Origin of the sequence: Nocardia sp. NPDC060220 (assembly GCF_042727815.1) — a bacterium.
Classification (GTDB): domain Bacteria; phylum Actinomycetota; class Actinomycetes; order Mycobacteriales; family Mycobacteriaceae; genus Nocardia.
The window spans coordinates 1-16,461 of sequence record NZ_JBHWZY010000038.1 but is presented as its reverse complement, the minus strand read 5'-3'; the positions used below and the strand labels follow the sequence as shown (position 1 = coordinate 16,461).

The window sequence follows — 16,461 nt, the reverse complement described above, 5'->3', positions numbered from 1 at the left end:
CCGTCGCCGATATCGACGCCCACGTGCGCCGGTACGAGCAGGCCGGGGCGACGGTGCGCTACCTGCGCGTGCGCCGCGGTTCGCACCTGCCACTCGAATTCCTCATCGTCCCGGCGATTCTCGATTGGCTCACCGACAGATTCGCTGGAATTCCCGCACCGACCGGCACGTGCACCGTTGCCTCCGTCGCCCGTTCACCGCGGGCCCTGCGTACGCATTTCGCGTTCGTGCGGCTGGCGCTGCGCATGCTGGCAGGTAGGCCGATCGGTGGGGTATCACCGGAACGAACCAGCCTGCGTCACAGCGATGCCGAACATCCGGACGTGGTCGGTGATGCCTCGATCGCGGTCGAATGCTGAGTCGGTGTACTCCGTGAGACGCGTGCTCGATTGCGGTGGTGTGTCAGGAGCGGCCGCCGTGAGCTGAGCCTCGCCACGCAGCGGCCGGAGCGCGACGAACTCCGCGGTGTCGCGCCGTGTTCGGCTGTCGGTGTCTCGTTGTCGCCGCGCCGCCTCGAGATCGGCCGACGCGGCGAGCTGCCGCGCCGTGTCGTTCCTCGAAGGTGTCATCCCCGTGTTCCTCACTACCGGCACCGGCACCGGCCGTCGGAACAGAGATGCGCCATGCCCCGGCGGCGGTTCGCGGCGAACCGTTTGCCCCTCGCACGGCATCAGTGTCGGTGAGGGGTTTCACCGACGTCGACGCCACCACTGCGGCGGCGTCGGTGAAGTACTACTGCCCTGGGAGTGACGGCCGCGCCGCCGCTGCCGAGTGGAGCCGCAGGGGGGTTCCACCCGGTCCGTCGGCGCGCCCTCCCTGGGCGTATCCGAACCCGGTTGCCGGACGAACATCTCCGGCAGCCGGGTTCCGTGCCTTGCCCGACAACCCGCGACGATCAGCTCAACCCGGCGACGATCGCCGCTCGTACCGGATCACCGGCAGGGAGGCCCTTGGCCACCCGCCGCCAAGCGTTGCGCCCGGCTGTCAGCGAGCAGCGCACCGCATCGGTCACCGCCGATACGTGCGTGCTGTCGAGTGCCGCACCCGCCAACAGCGAGATCTCGAGATCCTCGGACATGGTGAGTGCCCTGGTGACGGCCTGCCCGGTGAGCGTGCCGTCGTCACCGGCGTAGAGGACGACGAGCAGTTCGGTGCGGTCGGCGCCGAGGCGTACCGAGATCCGCACGATGTCGCCCGCCGCGGCCCGAGCGCCGAACGAGTGCACCGAGATTCGCGTCTGCTCCGCGCCCGCGGGCGAGCGGGTGAATTCGATCCCCAACTCCCGGTCGCGCTGCTTCTGCACCGTGCGAGTCGTTGTCTGCTCGCTGTCCGACGACGCGGCGAGCGGCTGCACGGACCAGCCGGGCACCGTCATCACGGCCCGGCGCGCACCGAGGTCGCCGAGCGCGGCTGAGCTGCCCGACACCGCGCCTGCGCGTAACAGTCGCTCGGCGATCCGCGCCCCCGCGGCGGCGGACTCCGCGTCGGCGTCCGGGCTGTCGGACGCGGCGAAGGCGATCAGCACGTCGATGTCGACAGGCAGACTCAACCGGTCCGCGTCATGATCCGGCGCCATTACGCTGTCTCCTCGTTGTCCCGGGCGTCGAGCTGCGCGCGCACGGCCTCGCGCAGCAACTTGGCGCCTGCCGCGCGCAATCGCTTGACCTTCTCCTGGCTGAACCGCAGGTCTGCGGCCACCTCGCCGGTGGTCTGCACATCGGTATAGCTGCCGTCCGCGGCGATCACGAAGGTCGCGCGGAGCACGGCGGCGGTCTCCGCGTGCGTGATCGAGGCAAGTGCGTCCCGCAGGACAGCGCGGTCGGCGAGCCGGTTCTCGGCGTCGCCGCACCGGTGATCCTCGAGTACCAGGACCGCCGACTCGTAGTCGACCCGCTGGCCGGGGTGACGTTTCTCGGCGGTGCGACTGCGGCGGTCCTGGAGCACCTGCCACTGCAGCTTCTTGAGCACCAGCGCTTTCCAGTGCCGGATCCGCTCGGTGGGCAGCGTCGCGGTGAGTTCGACCATGGTGTTCTGGGCGACGTCTTCGAAGTCGCTGCGCATGTCCGGGTCGAGCCGATCCAGGACGTAGCGCGCTTTGGTCGCCGCATAGGTCGACATGGTGACCAGATCGGCGCCGAAGATGTGATCGACCACCGCCGGGCGCAGGCGTTCGGGGACCTCGCTCCAGGAGGCGCCGAGCCATTCGTCCAAGGGCTCAGTGCTCACCCGGCACCCCCGCTCGGCCGACGACGCGCACACCACGGCTCGGTTTCTCGACGCTCCCCGCGCCGTAGGCCGGGCCGAGGGCAGACAGTGGCGCGCGGTACCGGGTCGAGCATGTCGCATCGCGGAGCCTCCTGTCGGGTCGATCGGCTCCTACACAGATGCGGTTGCGGCCCGGAGCGGTTCGCTCAGTCGGCATCGACGGTGTCCACGCGGATCAGGTCGGGCACGCCGGGGAGGCGACCATGAACGAGAACGCGATCTGGCAGTACCAGGCCTTTTCGACCTTCCACTTCCCGTCCTCGACGATGAAGTTCACGATGAGCGGCTGCGGCGGGCTGTTGTTGATGGAAGCCGTGCCGTCGGCGATCATGCCGGGCGGCGCGGTGCGCGTACCCGTGATGGTGAGCGCGATGGTGGCGCCGCCCTGGCGGGGCGCGTCGGCGACCCGGTTCGGCAGCTCGGGGTCGCTCCCGATGCCCTGGATCAGCTCGAGTTTCTCGGTGTTGGACACGGTGGTGTCGAGCAACCGTCGCATCAGTTGCTCGACCTCGTCAGCGCTGGGCAGCGGCGGCGGTGCGGAAATCTCCTGCGCTACCACGGCTGTCGGCTTCGCGCTGGTGTCCGCGTCGTCGGCGCAGCTCGCCGATACCGGGATCGTGACGAGCAGGGCCGCGGCGGTCAGGGTGCGTCCGGCGATGTGTCGTCTCGACAACGTGGTCCCCTGGGTCGATCGGTGGTGTGCTGGAATTCCATCGTATCGGGGCATTCTCGGCAGGGTCGCCGGTGCTGCCCGGAGGGAGATGGGGGAGACATGGCAGGCGAATCGACCGATCAGCCGACGGACGCGCTGTTGTCCGATGACGCGGTGCTGATCGAGCTGACCGGTGCGTCGCAACGCTGGCTTGCGCTGTGCCGTGCTGCCGTTGCGACCGGGCCGGATGCCGCGCGCCGATTGCTGGAACACCGGCGGGAGACGGGCGTGCTGGCGAGGCAGTCGCTGGCCCGCTGGAAGGATCTCGCCGCGGACGATCTGCTCGAGGAAGAAGCCGAAGATCCCGACGCGCAGGACCGCCGGATCACCGCGGATCTGTCCGCCGCACGCGCGATGGCGGTGCTGGCGCGGGCATTGACCGGCTCGATCGACACCGACGACGCGTGTGCGGCATTTCTCGATCACGCCGAACGCGCCGGTCTGACCTCGGTGGGTACCCAGTTGCTGCCCGCGGGCATTCCGATCACCAGTGCGAATGCTCCGCTCGGTGAGATCGTGCGCCATCTCCTCGGACAGGGCGCTCGCGCGGCGCGCGGGTACGCCATCATGGCCGCGCTGGAGTTGTCCGGACATACCCTCCCGGTCGTGCGCAGCAGCCGGATCAGCGTGCTGTTCGCCAGCTTCGGCGGTGGTGGCGAGGTGGGCGTGCTGCGCCTCGACCAGGTCCGGGGCGGACCGAGCGGCCTGCACCCCGACCCGGCGCGGATGGGCTTCCTCCAGGCCGATCGCGCCTTCACCGACAGCCTCGAAAAGGCTTGGCGCATCAGCAGATTGGCTGGCACCGACGCCTGTGTGCGATGGTCGGTCTCGACGCACGGCAGCGCTCCGGCCAACGACATCAACGGCGCGTCGATGGGCGCGGCGTTCGCGGTCGCCCTCGACGATCTCGCACCGCGGCACGCCCTGCTGCGAAAGCTGCGGCCCCGTCGACTCGACCCCGAGTGCGCGGTCACCGCGGGCCTGTCCGGGTCGAATCTGACGGCAGTCGGTGGCTATGCGGGCAAACTGACTGCCGCGCAACGCTCGTCGCTGCGCGTGGTGGTCGCGTCGGAGGCCTTGCGCGAAGCCGCCGACGAGGCGCCACAGAATTACGCCGACCGGATCTCGGCCGCCCGCACGGTGGCCGAAGCGATCGCCCGGACCCGCACACGGGCCAACCTCGCGCTGTGGATCGTTTCCGTCGCGGCCGGGCTGGCCGTGTTGCTGGCGGTGGGGTCGGTGACCAAGGTGGTCCAGCTGCGCATCGAGAACGCGGCCGCCCGCGCGGAATCGAATTCGCGCCTGTTCGCCGGCGTCGCCCGGGGTGGCGGCAATCTCAATCCCGCGCTGTCCCAGCAGATCGCCCTTGCCGCCTATCGCACCGCTGAGACCGAGGAGGCGCGGTCCGCTCTGTTGGAGAACACCGCCACGAACGCGCCGATCCGGATCAGTCCCGGTGTCGTGCTCGGTCGCGGGGTGGTCTTCGATCCCGACGCACCACGCATCGCGACCACCGCGCAGGGTGACGTGATCGCCATCGGCGAAGGTGACGGCTCCGTGGAATTGGTGCGGGTGAGCGAGTCCGGCGTCGATCGGTGGCCACGGTTCGCCACCGGGAGCGGGCACATCCGGGGTCTCGCGATGAGCGCCGGCCACGAGTGGTTGGTGGTCGCGGGCGATCTACGATCGGCGTTGTGGAACATCGCCGACCCCGGTGCACCGCGCCTGGTGACCGAGCTCCCGCTCGGCGGCCGGTTGCCTTCGTCGGCAGCGCTCAGTCCCGACCTCGGGTTCGTCGCCATCGGCACCCACAGCGCGACGATTGCGAGCTGGCGCCTCGGCGACGATCCCGCGCACCCGGTCGCCCTGCCGACGATGTCCGGTTCGGGGCAGCGTGCGGAGGTCGCCCTGAGTGATCGCACGCTCGTCGCGGCGGTGCCGTCGTTGTTCGGCGGCATCTGGACCACCACGGTGCGAGCCTGGAACATCGAGACCCTCGACCGGGAGCAGACACCGGCGTTCGACCGCCGCCTCGAACGGCCCGGCGGCGCGGAGGCGAGGTCGGTCGAGTTCAACGGCGACGGCACCGTGCTGGCCGTCGGTCTCAATCCGGGCGAGGTCGCGCGCTGGCGAGTAGGCGCGGGCGGCTTCGACCCGATGCCCACCGTGCCGCGGGGCGCCAACGAATACCTCGACGTATCACCGACCGGGGACGGTCGATCCGCCGTGATCGTCGGCGGCGACACCCGGGCGCGCATTCGCGATCTGGACACCGGCGAGGAGCTGGTCACCTTCCCGATCGACATGGTCGCGCGGGCTCGCTTCCTGCGCGGTGGAAGGTCGCTGGTGACAACGAGTTTCGACCATGCCGTGCATGTGTTCGAGCTGCCGGGCCCGGTCGTGTCGACCAGCTCGCTGACGCTGTTCCGGTTTCCACCCGACCAGCCTGCCCTCCCTCAGGATCTGTTCCCCCGTTTACGAAGTCTGGCCAGAACGCCCTACGCCACCGATCGAGCGCTGCTCGACGGCGACCCCGCCGGCCTGATCGACGTCGTCGCGATCGCCCCGAACGCGGCCAGGGCGGTGACCAGAACCGAATTCACGATCCAGGTATGGGACATCACCGACCCGGTGACTCCGCGTCGTGTCGGCGCGCCGCTCAGCGCGGCAGGCGTCGACATCCGCGCCGTCACGTTCGGTCCCGACGGTGCCTTGGCCATCGGCCGCAGCATGACCCAGACCGTCGATCTCTTCGACGTCACCGGCGAGCCCCGACTGCGGTCGAGTATCCGATTCGGCCGTGGCTACCCGACCTCGCTCGCGTTCAGCCCGGACGGCGGCCTGCTCGCCGTGGGCAGCCACCGCACCGGCAATGTCAGCGTCTTCTCGACCACCTCCACCGCGCAGCCGATCGCCGAACTGTCCGATCTGCGAACTCCGGGGCAGACCATCGCGCTGGCCCTGAGTTCGCGCAACACACTCGCGGTCGGCACTCTCACCGGCGCCTTCGTCTACCAGCTCGGCACGCCGGGTACCCCGCCGCGTGCCCTTGCCGCCCCCGCGGGCGCCAACGGCTCGGCGGGTTCGGTGGCGTTCGATCCGGACGGAACCCTGCTCGCCATCGACGACATCGTCAGCGGCACCATCCTGCTCTGGGACTACTCCGACCCGGCGCACCCCACCGCCTACGCCACCATCGCCCGGGGGCTGCGCCACCGGCAACCCACCATGCTGGCCTTCGCCGCGGACGGCGCTGTCCTCACCGAGTCCGCGGTCGACGGCACCCTGCGTCAATGGCGCACCGACGCCGCCGCCGAAGCCGATCGGATCTGCGCCAGCGGCACCACCCCGATCACCCGCGAGGAATGGGTGGTCGCCCTCCCCGGCCACGCCTATGTGAACACCTGCCCGGCGCGCTGACCGATACGCCCTGACCGGAATATCCGCATTTGTGTGTGACGGTGTGTAGCGGTGCCCCTATTTCTCGGGGCAACGGAAATGTGGCCTTATCGGATGTCGCACTATGAATCTCATAGAGTTCTCAGAATTATTTAAGGAACAGTGGGTATCGCGCGAAAATGCCAGGTAGAGCTGGTATTGTGGCCGTACTGTTACCAGTGTCACTAAATCGGAAATTCCGTAACCCGTCGCGTTTGAGCGGCGATATGCCATTCGTAAGCCAGCTCCGGCTGGGCCTATGCGAGAAACAGAGGAATTACTATGATCCCCGTTATCATCGACACCGGTAGCGCTGCCCTGGGCGGCCTCTTCGACACCCTCGGCGCCGCACTCCACGGGCTGGTCGACACCCTGTGGACCGGTTCCTTCGGCGGCTGAATCAGCCCCATAGGTCGATGAAACGACCTGGTCCTCGCTAGCGCGTGACCGACGAGAAGGCCTCGCACCCGACGGGTGTGAGGCCTTCCCTCGTCAGTGGGTGTGGGGGGCTTGTTCGGGCACGTGCTTGGGTCCGTGCGAGTCGGCGCACGGGTGGGAGTCGCGGTTGCCGATGTCGAGCAGTTTCGGGCTGGCGTGGTCGACCTGCAGGGTGACGTGCTCGATGTGGTGGTCGTGGTCGAGCATGTGCGCGATGTCCTCGCGGACCGCATGGCAATCATGGCCGGGCCGCACGAGAACGTGGGCCGACAGTGCGGGAGAGCCGGAGGTGATTTCCCAGATGTGCAGGTCGTGGACTTCGGTGACGCCGTCGCGCGCGGCCATGTCGCGACCGATCTGCGCCGGGTCGAGATGTTCGGGCGCGGCCTCGAGGAAGATCCGGCTCGACGCCTTGATCAGCCCGATGCCGGCCTTGATCATCAACGCCACCACGATCAGCGTCGCGACGACGTCGGCCTGGACCCAGCCGGTGAGGATGATGATCAGACCGGCGACGGCGGTGGCGATGAACGCGAACAGGTCGTTGAGGATGTGCTGGTAGGCGCCCTCGACATTGAGACTGGTGCGATCGGCGCGGCTGATCATCCAGGTCGCGAGCACGTTCACGGCGACGCCGACCAGCGCGGTGATCAACACCAGCCAGCCGTGTACCTCCGGCGGCTCGAACAGCCGGCGAATCGCCTCGTAGCCGAGCCACAGTGCCAGCAGCAGCAGCGTCAGCCCGTTGGCCTGGGCCGACAGGATCTCGGCCCGCTTCCAGCCGAACGTCATCCGCCCGGTCGCCGGTCGCGCCGCGAGCCGGATCGCCCACAGCGCCAGCGCGATCGAGGCGGCGTCGGTGGTCATGTGTGCCGCGTCGGAGAGCAGTGCCAGCGAATCGGCGATGATGCCGACGATCACTTCGCCGATCAGGAAGGTGACGATCACCGCCAGCGCGCCGGCCAGCCAGCGTCGATCGCTGTCGGCCGATACCCCGTGGTCGTGCCCGTGCCCTGCGCCCATCGCGTTCCCCTTCTCCTGCGGTCCGATCGGTCGCAATCATATGCACACATCGCTATGTGTGCAATTCGTTCTTGGTCGAGCGTGATCGTCGCTGGTCATCGGATGTTGCCGCGTCGAATTCCACCCTATGCCTGAGCGTACGGTCGTGGTGCTGCCCATCGAATCACTCTCGAGAGTGAGGTGCGGTGGACTGTTTCCGGACAGACTGGGACGTCGTGGGAGTACCTCGGGAACATCCGTCGCCGCTGGACGCACTGATCGCCGCCGTCGTCACGGCCGCGAGCGTCGTGCCCGCGCTCGTCGTCGGTGCGTCGTGGTGGGTCGTCGGGTTGTCGGTCCTCGCATCGGCACCGGTGTTGTGGCGGCGCCGGGCGCCGGTGGGTGTGTTGTGTGTGGTCGGCCCGGCGATCACGGCGCTGGGCTGTGTACACGCGTTGCCGGTCCTGCCGTTCGGCACGGTCGTCTGTGTGTACACGATCGCGGCGCACTGTTCGGCACGGCAGCGCCGGCTGACCTTCGTGCTGGTCGCGGTGGGAATTCTGGTGTCGCTGCTGGTGCCACGCGAGCCCGCTGATTCGTACGCCTATGCCGCGATGTCGTTCATGACGGCATGGGCGCTCGGGTCGGGCGTGCGCGCGAAGCAGGCCCAGATCGACGCGCTCGCCGAACGGACACGACGTCTCGACGACGAACGCGAGGCCGCGGTGGTCCGCGAGCGGTTGCGGATCGCGCGGGATATGCACGACGGGCTGGCCCACACGGTCGGCGCGATGATCGTGCGCGCCGAAACCGGTCCGCTGCTGGATCGGGCGGATGCCGACGTGGCCTTCGCGGCGATCGCCGACGGTGGGCGTGATGCCCTGCGGGAACTGCGCCACAGTATCGGTGTGCTCCGCGAGGACGATCCGCCGCATCAACCGGGCGTAGCGGCTATCGCCGATCTGGTCGCCCTCGCCGAACACGGGGGTCTGGCCGCGCGTTTCACCGAGCACGGAACCCGCGTGCCGATCTCACCGCAAGCCGATGCCGCCGCGTATCGGATCGTGCAGGAGGCGCTGACCAATACGGGCAAGCACGCGAAGGCAACGCGGGTCGAGGTGGCGCTGAGTTGGTCATCGGGTCGGCTGGGGGTGCGGATCGCCGATGACGGCACCGCCGTGGACCATGCGCGGGCGGACGCAGGCCCGACGGGCTTCGGTTTGGTCGGGATGGCCGAACGGGTACAGGCGTGCGGTGGCTCGCTGCGGGCGGAGCCGACGTGTGCCGGGTTCGTGGTGTCGGCCGATCTGCCACTGGCACAGAGGAGTTGACGGTGCGGGTGCTCGTTGTCGACGACCAGGAATTGTTCCGTGCCGGGTTCCGCCTCATCCTGGAGTCCGAACCCGACATCGAGGTGGTGGGGGAGGCTTGCGATGGCGTGGAAGCGGTGACGGCAGCCCGGCGGCTCACCCCCGATGTGGTGGTGATGGACGTGCGGATGCCCCGGCTGGACGGGGTGGCGGCCACTGCTCGGATCTGCGCGGAAACCGCGGCAAAAGTGCTGGTGCTCACCATGTTCGATGTCGACGAGTACGTCTATGCCGCCTTACGGGCGGGTGCGAGCGGGTTCCTGCTCAAAGACGCCCGCAGGGCCGAATTGATCGGTGGCGTCAGAGTTGTCGCCGCTGGTGACGCCCTGCTGGCTCCCTCGGTGACGCGGCGGCTGATCGCCGAGGTCGCCGGACGCGCACGGGCCCACCCGGAAGCGTCCGCGCAGCTGGCAATGCTGACCCCGCGGGAACGCGACATTTTGCGTGAACTCGCCGCCGGCCGATCGAACACCGAACTCGCGGCGCGGCTGGTCGTCACCGAACACACCGTGAAAACTCATGTCAGCTCCGTTCTTTCGAAGCTGGGGCTGCGCGATCGGGCGCAGGCGGTGGTCTTCGCCTACGAATCCGGAATGGTGGCGCCGGGGGACAATCAACTGCCGGGTGGTGTGAGGTGATCTCACTCGCGAGAGGGAGACGAGTCCGCTCGCACGGGCGATGTGCGGGGACCCGCTCCACCGTGACGATTGTCGAGTGACATCTACTGAAGAGGCTGTGCGCGAAGAGTTCTCCGGGCGAATCGGCCGACGATCGCCCGGTCGGGAGCTGACGACGTGGTCGGCCGCCACCGTGAGTTCGGCGGTGCTGTGGAGTATCGGCACCGGCCTGCACCCGGTGCCCGGAGTCGCCCTCCTCGCCCCGCTCCCGGTGCTGTGGCTGGCGCCGCGGCGCTCAGCTGCGGCGGCGTACGCCGCGGCGGTGCTGTCCTGGCTCGGCGGCAACGCCGAGTATTGGTCCTATTTCACCGGCACTCTGGAACAACCCAGGGTGACTGCCGTCGCCTTGCTGGTCGGCAGCGCACTCACCTTTGGGGCGTGTGTGCTGCTCTTCCGAAAGCTGTTGATACAGCACAGGTTCTGGTGGGCCGTGCTCGCGCTACCCGCCGCATGGACTGCCGCCGAGTTCCTTTTCGGTCTGGTCGGCGGGATCGGCGCGTGGTGGAGCATCGGCTACTCCCAGGCCGAGGTCGACCCCATCGTGGGTGTCGCTTCGCTCACCGGGGTGTGGGGGATCAGCTTCCTCGTGCTCGCGGTGCCCGGTGCCGTTGGCACGATGACGGCACCCGGCATCCGAACGCCCCGCCTGCTGAGGACAGCGGTCGTGACGGCCGTGGCCGTAACCTTCGCCATCGGCACGGGTCTGTGGTGTTCCGCGGCGGCGAGTGGTGGTCCGGCAACGCGGGTGGGGCTGGTGGCTCTCGCACAGCCGCCGATGTATGTTCCTGTCGCATCGCCCGACGGTGCGCGGATGATCGCCGAGGCCGTCACCGCCGTCGACGAACTCGCCGATCAGGGCGCCGAAGTCATCGTGTTCTCCGAGAAGGCATGGCATGCACGACGATCCGAACTCTTCCTGTTGCGCGACCCGCTCACCGCCGTAGCCGCTCGTCGTGGCATCCACGTGGTCGTCGGCCTGGAACTCGAGCAACCGGGCGGCACCGTCAACGCCGCCATCGCCTATCCGGGTGAAACCATCTATGCCAAGCGCTATCTCGTCCCCGGGCTCGAGTCCGGCCTGCAACGCGGTGCGACCCCGGTCCAGATCCCCGGCCGCCCGTGGGCGCTCGCGATCTGCGCCGACCTCGACCACCCGGCCCTCGTTCGCCAGAACCGCGCCGACGGCGCGACGCTCCTGCTCGCGCCTGCGCTGGACTTCAGCGTCGATCACTGGTTACACAGCCGGATGGCGGCGGTGCGGGCCGTCGAATCTGGCATCGCCATCGCCCGCCCCGCCCAACTCGGCGAGCTGACCGCCGTCGACGCGCAGGGTGCCGTTCGAGCCTCGGTCCGCACCGGCATCACCGAAACCCACACGGTGCTGGCCGACATCCGCACCGCCGGCGATCGCACTCCCTACGTCCGCTGGGGCGACTGGTTCGGCGCACTCTCGATCGCACTGGCTGTGGCTTGTGGACTCGCCGCCCTGCGTCGCCCTGGCCACTCGACCGAGGAGACCTCGTGAACTACTGGATCAGTCCTGATCGGGCCAGGAATCGGCGACGACCAACTGTCCCGCCGCCAAGAGCAGCGCGTAGTGCGCGGCGATCACGCCGGTTGGATAGGTCGGCCAGAACGACACCGCCCCGGTCGCCTTGTCGATCACGTACACCGAGCCGCCGATCGGGATCGGCCGATCCGGTGGCGCGTGCAGCGGCTGCACCGCGAAAACCGCGAAGCCGTCGGCGAATTCGACGATCTGCCGATCGTGACCCGGCAGGTCGGCTGGTAGGTGTTCGGCCGCCACTCGGGTGGCCTCCGCCCGGTCGACCGGCGTCTGCGCGTCGGTCGGATATGCATGGATGTCCACTTGTTCGCTCCTCGCGGGCGATTGTCGTCGCCCCGGTCCGATCGTGCTGGACTTCGCTCGAATGCGCGAACCCGCAATGATCGGGCCCGGAAACGAACGAGCCCGGCGTCCCTGCTCCCCCCTCCTGGAGCAGGCCCGGCCGGGCTCGCAAGAACTACCTTCCGGCACGGCCCCAGCAGGATCCTGAAGAGTCGCTTAACGCGCGGCGTTGTCATCGTCGCGGTCCGCCGCGATAACCCCATATGACGGACAACTCCTGCGGTGCGCACTGCGCGCGCCTGTGTACCAGGGACGGGCTGGCCGAGGTGCTGGCCACCGATCGCGGTCTGCTGCACTGGCGGGCCATGCGCAGTCTCAGCGACGCGGGCCTGGCGGAGCACGCGGTGCAGGAAACGTTGCTGCGCGGCTGGCGTTCGTGCCACGACTTCGACGGTCGCAAGGGCAGCGTGCGGACCTGGCTGCTGGCGATCGAACACAACGTCATCATCGACATCGTGCGGGCCAGAGCCATCCGCCCCGGTGATGTGGGCTGGGACGACATCACCGAGGTGTCCGTCTGCGGCAAACCGGATTTCGCCGACGGACTGGTCGACGGGTTACTGGTCGATCAACTCCTCGCCCGACTCCCGGAACCGCAGCGGGCAGCCGTGACCGAGGTGATCTTGCACGACCGCGGCTACCGGGAAGTCGCCGCCGATTTCGGCGTTCCGATCGGGACCGTGAAGACCCGGGTTCACTATGCGCTGCGGTCGCTGCGCCAATTGCCAGAAGTTGCCTGACTTAGCGCGCTGACGGCTCATCTGGGCATCCGACCAGCGTCTTTTGATACTCCTATCCAGTTACATTTCGGTAACTGTGCTTGCCCTGTGGTTGTCAACGTTGCAAGAGTGAACCACTGGGTTTGGTGTTACCAGGTGTTACCAATGGGAAGGGAGGGGTGCTCCGGTCCCGGAGCACCGACCGAACATGCAACCAAACATCATCAAGGCCGGAATCTGCTCTACCGTCTCCGCCGCGGTGGTGGTGTCGCTGTCGGGATTGGTCCCCGTGACCGCCCACGCCGCCCCTGAACCAGCGACCAGCGAGCAGCTCGCCGGTAAGACGATCTTCCTCGACCCCGGTCATCAGGGGACGGCGCATTCCGAGGACCTGAGCCGCCAGGTCGACAACGGTCGCGGCGGTACCAAGGACTGCCAGACCACCGGCATGACCTCGCTCAACGGCATCCCCGAGCACACCATCAACTGGGATGTCGCCCAGCTCGTGCGCGCGTCTCTGGAGGCACTGGGTGCCGATGTGGTGCTGAGCCGCGCCGACGACACCGGGTGGGGCGGCTGCGTCGACGATCGCGCCCGCGCCGCCAACCAGTCCGGCGCCGACGTGGCGGTGAGCATTCACGCCGACAGCGCGGGCCCCGACCAGCACGGCTTCCACATGATCGTGCCCCAGCTCCCCATCCCCGACTCGATCGCCGACAAGGCGCAATCCGGTGGTGGGCGACTCGTGTCGAGCGCGGTCCGCGACGCCTACCTGGCGGCCGGCTTCTCACCCGCGAACTACGCGGGCGTCAAGGCGGGCCTGCAGACCCGCGAGGATGTGGCGGGCCCGGCGCTGACGCAGGTGCCGCTGGTGTTCGTCGAGATGGGCAACGGCGCCAATGTCGGCGACGCCGCCCGCCTGGAATCGCGCGAAGGCCAGCTCGAGCACGCCGTCGCCATCGCGACCGGCGTCGTCGGGTTCCTGCTGAACAAGCCGATTCCCGCCTACGCCGCCGCGCCGGGTCGGATACCGGTCGCGACGACCGCACAGGAACCCCAGCGCGCACCCGCCGCCGACCCGACCGAGACCCCCACGCCCAGCACCGACGCACCCGCGCCCGGACCGGCAGGGAGCCAGAACGGAGCTTCCGCCCCGGCCGAGGATCCCAGCGCCGCCGGAACTCCCGCCGAGGGTACGAACGGCGCGCCGGCGCCCACCACCGATCCGGCCGAGCGCACGCAGCCGTCGAAGAAGCCCAGCGGGACCACCGCGTCGACGCCGGAATCCGACACGACGACACCCGCACCGGCCCAGTCGCCCGCTTCGACGACTGCGACGCCGGGAGCGAAAGCGCCCGCCCCCGCTCCCGCACCGGCACCCGCGCAAGCTTCCGCGCCCGACCGGGCACCGGCCGATTCGTCCGCGCCTCCCAGTGGCCCGAGCGAACAGACGGCACCGTCCGAGCGCCCGGCTCCCGCCGACGCCAACGCGCCTGCCACTGCTGCTCCGATCCCCCAACGGGTCCCGATCGCGAACCCGGGTCCGGTAGCCCCCGTCCGCACCGCGTCTCCCGGCGCCCCGGCCCGCACCGCGTCACCCGGGGCTCCCGCCGCACCGTCCACCACCACCCCGAAGAACCGCGGCACCAGCCCGAAAACCCAGGCGACGCCCAACGAATCCGAGCTCGATCTGAGCACGCTCGGCGGTCCGATCACCACAGTCATGACGCTGCTCATGCCGCTGGCTCAAGCGCTCGGCATGGACGAGTCGACCATCCCCGGCCAGCTGATCAATCTCGCGTACACCCTGGTAGGCATGGTTTTCAGCCCGTCCTGACCACCGTTGGCCGCACGTCGCCCGCCCACCTCTGATCGCAGGGGTGGGCGGTGTGCTGGAATCCGGCGTGGTGGACCGGTCGACGTCGCCGCGGTGACATGGTGGCAGCATGGGTGCGGTGATTCCTGTCGTGATCGTTGCTGGGTTTCTCGGTTCGGGGAAGACGACCCTGCTCAATTACCTGTTGCGCAACAATCGGGGAACCCGGATCGGGGTAGTGGTCAACGATTTCGGGGCGGTGAACATCGACGCGATGCTGGTGGCGGGGCAGGTCGACGCGATGGTGTCGCTCGGCAACGGGTGTGTGTGCTGCGCGGTGGACGTGTCCGAACTCGACGATCTGTTCGCGCAGCTGGCGCAGCCGCGCAGCGCGGTGGATGTGATCGTGGTGGAGGCCAGCGGACTGGCCGAGCCGCGCAACCTGATCCGGATGGTGATCGCCAACCCCAACCCCCGCATCGCCTACGGCGGTCTGGTCGAAGTGGTCGATGCCGAGCAGTTCGCCGCCACCAGCACGCAACATCCTGAGCTGGTGACGCATCTGCGGATGGCGGATCTGGTGCTGGTGAACAAGGCCGATCGAGTCGGGGCCGAGGCGCTGGCCGGTTTGCGCGCACAGCTGACCGACTGGGTCGGGCAGGTGCCGGTCTACGCGACGACGCACGGCCGCATCGACCCCGGTCTGCTGTTCGACGATCGGGCACCCGAGCAGCTGAAAACAGCCGAGCAACTGAGCTTCGACACATTGCTCGACGACCATGATCACGACGACCCCGACCATCGCCACCTTCACGACGACTACGTCTCGGTGGCGTTCACGAGCGAGCGCGCGTTGAATCCGCGTGCGCTGGTGGCCTTTCTGGAAGATCCGCCGTCAGGACTGTTCCGTGCCAAGGGATGTGTTGCGTTCGCGGTGGCAGGGGAGCGCCGCAAGTTCGAAGTCCACCTGGTAGGCAGGCACGTGGTCGTCACCCCCGGAAGCTGGGCGCGCGGCGAGCGCCGTGTCTCGAATCTGGTGCTGATCGGTGCCGGACTGGATACGGTCGCGGCGTTGAAGCGCTTGCACGACACCGTCTTCGACGGTGAGACGCCGTTGGACGAGCAGGAGATGCTCGGCGTGTGGCGGTACGCCACGCAGTAGCGTCAGCCGCAGGCGTTGACCCATTCGGAAAGCCCGTCGGCGAACAACTGCCGCTTCCAGATCGGCACCTCGTGCTTGATCCGGTCGACCAGCTCGGCGCAGACGGTGAACGCCTCGGCCCGATGCGGCGCGGCCACCGCCACCACGATCGCCAGCCCGCCGATCGTGAGTGACCCGATGCGATGCGTCGCCGCGACCGGAAGTCCGCTCGCCTGCGCCACTTCCGCGCAGATCGCGTGCAGGAAGCGCTCGGCCTGAGGATGTGCGGAGTACTCCAGCGAAGTCACCGCCTGGCCACCGTCGTGGTTGCGCACCTTGCCGGTGAACACCACCACCGCGCCGAATTCCGGTCCGTCGACCGCTTTTTCGACGGCGAGGGGATCGAGGTCGTGATCGCTGATGGTCGCCAGCCGAACCGCACCGAAGTCACTCATGGTTGCCGCCTCCGGCTACTTGCGCGAGCAGATGATCCAACAGCGGTTCCAGCACCGCCGTCCCGTCCTTCACCCCACCGGGCGAACCGGGCAGGTTCACGACAACGGTCCCACCGGCCAGCCCGGCAACGCCGCGACTCAGCGCGGCGAGGGGGAACTTCGCGGTCCCACGCTGCCGAATGGCATCGGCGACACCGGGTAGCTCACGATCGAGCACGGCGCGGGTGGCCTCGGGTGTCGCGTCGGTGGGAGAGGCACCGGTGCCACCGGTGGTGACGACGAGCGCCGGCGCCCCGCTGAGTGCGTCGGCCAGCCCGGCGGCGATCTCGGCATCGGCGTAGACCAGTGGCCCACGCACCGAAAAACCTCGCGCGGTCAGCCAGTCGACGAGGACGGGCCCGGTGGTGTCGGTGCGGGTACCGGCCGCGGTACCGGTAGACGCGACAACCACGACCGCGGTCCGCGAAAAGATCGGGGCGTCAGGTGATTCCGTCGCAGCGCCGCCCTGGGATTCGGTGG

The 16,461-nt window shown here is 68.8% G+C and carries 14 protein-coding genes and 1 pseudogene; 8 read left to right on the top strand and 7 right to left on the bottom strand.

Features of this window, described 5'->3' with window-relative positions:
* A pseudogene (locus ACFWF3_RS03580) lies at window positions 1-359 on the top strand (hypothetical protein); the annotation flags it as partial.
* 536 nt (window positions 360-895) lie between these two features.
* On the opposite strand, the gene ACFWF3_RS03575 reads toward ACFWF3_RS03580, so the two are convergent.
* The 3 genes from ACFWF3_RS03575 to ACFWF3_RS03565 form a co-directional block, all read right to left on the bottom strand.
* Entirely contained in the window at window positions 896-1,576 is a 681-nt protein-coding gene (locus tag ACFWF3_RS03575) for a hypothetical protein (protein ID WP_379312295.1), read from the bottom strand.
* On the bottom strand, window positions 1,576-2,226 hold the full coding sequence (locus ACFWF3_RS03570; protein ID WP_378991467.1) for a hypothetical protein: 651 nt from the start codon (window positions 2,224-2,226) through the stop codon (window positions 1,576-1,578). Before ACFWF3_RS03570 ends, ACFWF3_RS03575 begins: the two co-directional genes overlap by 1 nt.
* Window positions 2,227-2,440: 214 nt before the next feature.
* Entirely contained in the window at window positions 2,441-2,938 is a 498-nt protein-coding gene (locus tag ACFWF3_RS03565) for a hypothetical protein (RefSeq protein ID WP_379312294.1), read from the bottom strand.
* A 99-nt stretch (window positions 2,939-3,037) separates the two neighbouring features.
* Between ACFWF3_RS03565 and ACFWF3_RS03560 the strand changes: the two genes are divergently transcribed.
* Entirely contained in the window at window positions 3,038-6,397 is a 3,360-nt protein-coding gene (locus ACFWF3_RS03560) for a WD40 repeat domain-containing protein (RefSeq protein ID WP_379312293.1), read from the top strand.
* Window positions 6,398-6,907: 510 nt separating this feature from the next.
* Here the strand turns inward: ACFWF3_RS03560 and ACFWF3_RS03555 are convergent.
* Window positions 6,908-7,876: a cation diffusion facilitator family transporter gene (locus ACFWF3_RS03555; RefSeq protein ID WP_378991472.1), complete on the bottom strand. Its 969-nt coding sequence runs from the start codon at window positions 7,874-7,876 to the stop codon at window positions 6,908-6,910.
* A 215-nt stretch (window positions 7,877-8,091) separates the two neighbouring features.
* Between ACFWF3_RS03555 and ACFWF3_RS03550 the strand changes: the two genes are divergently transcribed.
* The 3 genes from ACFWF3_RS03550 to ACFWF3_RS03540 all read left to right on the top strand — a co-directional run bounded on the left by ACFWF3_RS03550 (window position 8,092) and on the right by ACFWF3_RS03540 (window position 11,427).
* Entirely contained in the window at window positions 8,092-9,186 is a 1,095-nt protein-coding gene (locus ACFWF3_RS03550; RefSeq protein ID WP_379312292.1) for a sensor histidine kinase, read from the top strand.
* A complete protein-coding gene (locus tag ACFWF3_RS03545; protein ID WP_378991474.1) occupies window positions 9,183-9,863 on the top strand; it encodes a response regulator in 681 nt (226 codons plus the stop codon). The genes ACFWF3_RS03550 and ACFWF3_RS03545 overlap by 4 nt, the downstream gene beginning before the upstream one ends.
* Before the next feature lie 76 nt (window positions 9,864-9,939).
* The gene (locus ACFWF3_RS03540; protein ID WP_379312291.1) at window positions 9,940-11,427 is read left to right on the top strand and encodes a nitrilase-related carbon-nitrogen hydrolase; all 1,488 of its coding nucleotides are present in this window, start codon (window positions 9,940-9,942) and stop codon (window positions 11,425-11,427) included.
* 9 nt (window positions 11,428-11,436) lie between these two features.
* On the opposite strand, the gene ACFWF3_RS03535 is transcribed toward ACFWF3_RS03540, so the two are convergent.
* Window positions 11,437-11,772, bottom strand: a complete 336-nt coding sequence (locus ACFWF3_RS03535; protein WP_378991476.1) for a hypothetical protein — start codon at window positions 11,770-11,772, stop codon at window positions 11,437-11,439.
* A gap of 242 nt (window positions 11,773-12,014) precedes the next feature.
* Here ACFWF3_RS03535 and ACFWF3_RS03530 point away from each other — a divergent pair, with 242 nt between their 5' ends.
* The 3 genes from ACFWF3_RS03530 to ACFWF3_RS03520 all read left to right on the top strand — a co-directional run bounded on the left by ACFWF3_RS03530 (window position 12,015) and on the right by ACFWF3_RS03520 (window position 15,508).
* Window positions 12,015-12,551: a sigma-70 family RNA polymerase sigma factor gene (locus ACFWF3_RS03530; RefSeq protein ID WP_378991478.1), complete on the top strand. Its 537-nt coding sequence runs from the start codon at window positions 12,015-12,017 to the stop codon at window positions 12,549-12,551.
* A 187-nt stretch (window positions 12,552-12,738) separates the two neighbouring features.
* Window positions 12,739-14,367 carry an N-acetylmuramoyl-L-alanine amidase gene (locus ACFWF3_RS03525; protein WP_379312290.1) on the top strand — a complete coding sequence of 543 codons (1,629 nt, stop codon included), beginning with the start codon at window positions 12,739-12,741 and terminating at the stop codon, window positions 14,365-14,367.
* A 109-nt stretch (window positions 14,368-14,476) separates the two neighbouring features.
* Window positions 14,477-15,508, top strand: a complete 1,032-nt coding sequence (locus ACFWF3_RS03520; RefSeq protein ID WP_379312289.1) for a CobW family GTP-binding protein — start codon at window positions 14,477-14,479, stop codon at window positions 15,506-15,508.
* Between the two features lie 2 nt (window positions 15,509-15,510).
* On the opposite strand, the gene ACFWF3_RS03515 is transcribed toward ACFWF3_RS03520, so the two are convergent.
* Window positions 15,511-15,942 (bottom strand): molybdenum cofactor biosynthesis protein MoaE, encoded by a 432-nt coding sequence (locus ACFWF3_RS03515; RefSeq protein ID WP_378991482.1) that lies wholly within the window; start codon window positions 15,940-15,942, stop codon window positions 15,511-15,513.
* The coding region (locus ACFWF3_RS03510) for a molybdopterin-binding protein (RefSeq protein ID WP_379312288.1) at window positions 15,935-16,461 on the bottom strand (527 nt) is incomplete at its 5' end. The genes ACFWF3_RS03510 and ACFWF3_RS03515, both read right to left, overlap by 8 nt.

Bases quoted from the DNA above. Each gene is read 5' to 3' on its own strand.
- ACFWF3_RS03575 (WP_379312295.1), bottom strand. From the start codon at position 1,576: ATGGCGCCGGATCATGACGCGGACCGGTTGAGTCTGCCTGTCGACATC.
- ACFWF3_RS03560 (WP_379312293.1), top strand. From the start codon at position 3,038: ATGGCAGGCGAATCGACCGATCAGCCGACGGACGCGCTGTTGTCCGAT.
- ACFWF3_RS03555 (WP_378991472.1), bottom strand. From the start codon at position 7,876: ATGGGCGCAGGGCACGGGCACGACCACGGGGTATCGGCCGACAGCGAT.
- ACFWF3_RS03530 (WP_378991478.1), top strand. From the start codon at position 12,015: ATGACGGACAACTCCTGCGGTGCGCACTGCGCGCGCCTGTGTACCAGG.
- ACFWF3_RS03525 (WP_379312290.1), top strand. From the start codon at position 12,739: ATGCAACCAAACATCATCAAGGCCGGAATCTGCTCTACCGTCTCCGCC.
- ACFWF3_RS03520 (WP_379312289.1), top strand. From the start codon at position 14,477: ATGGGTGCGGTGATTCCTGTCGTGATCGTTGCTGGGTTTCTCGGTTCG.
- ACFWF3_RS03515 (WP_378991482.1), bottom strand. From the start codon at position 15,942: ATGAGTGACTTCGGTGCGGTTCGGCTGGCGACCATCAGCGATCACGAC.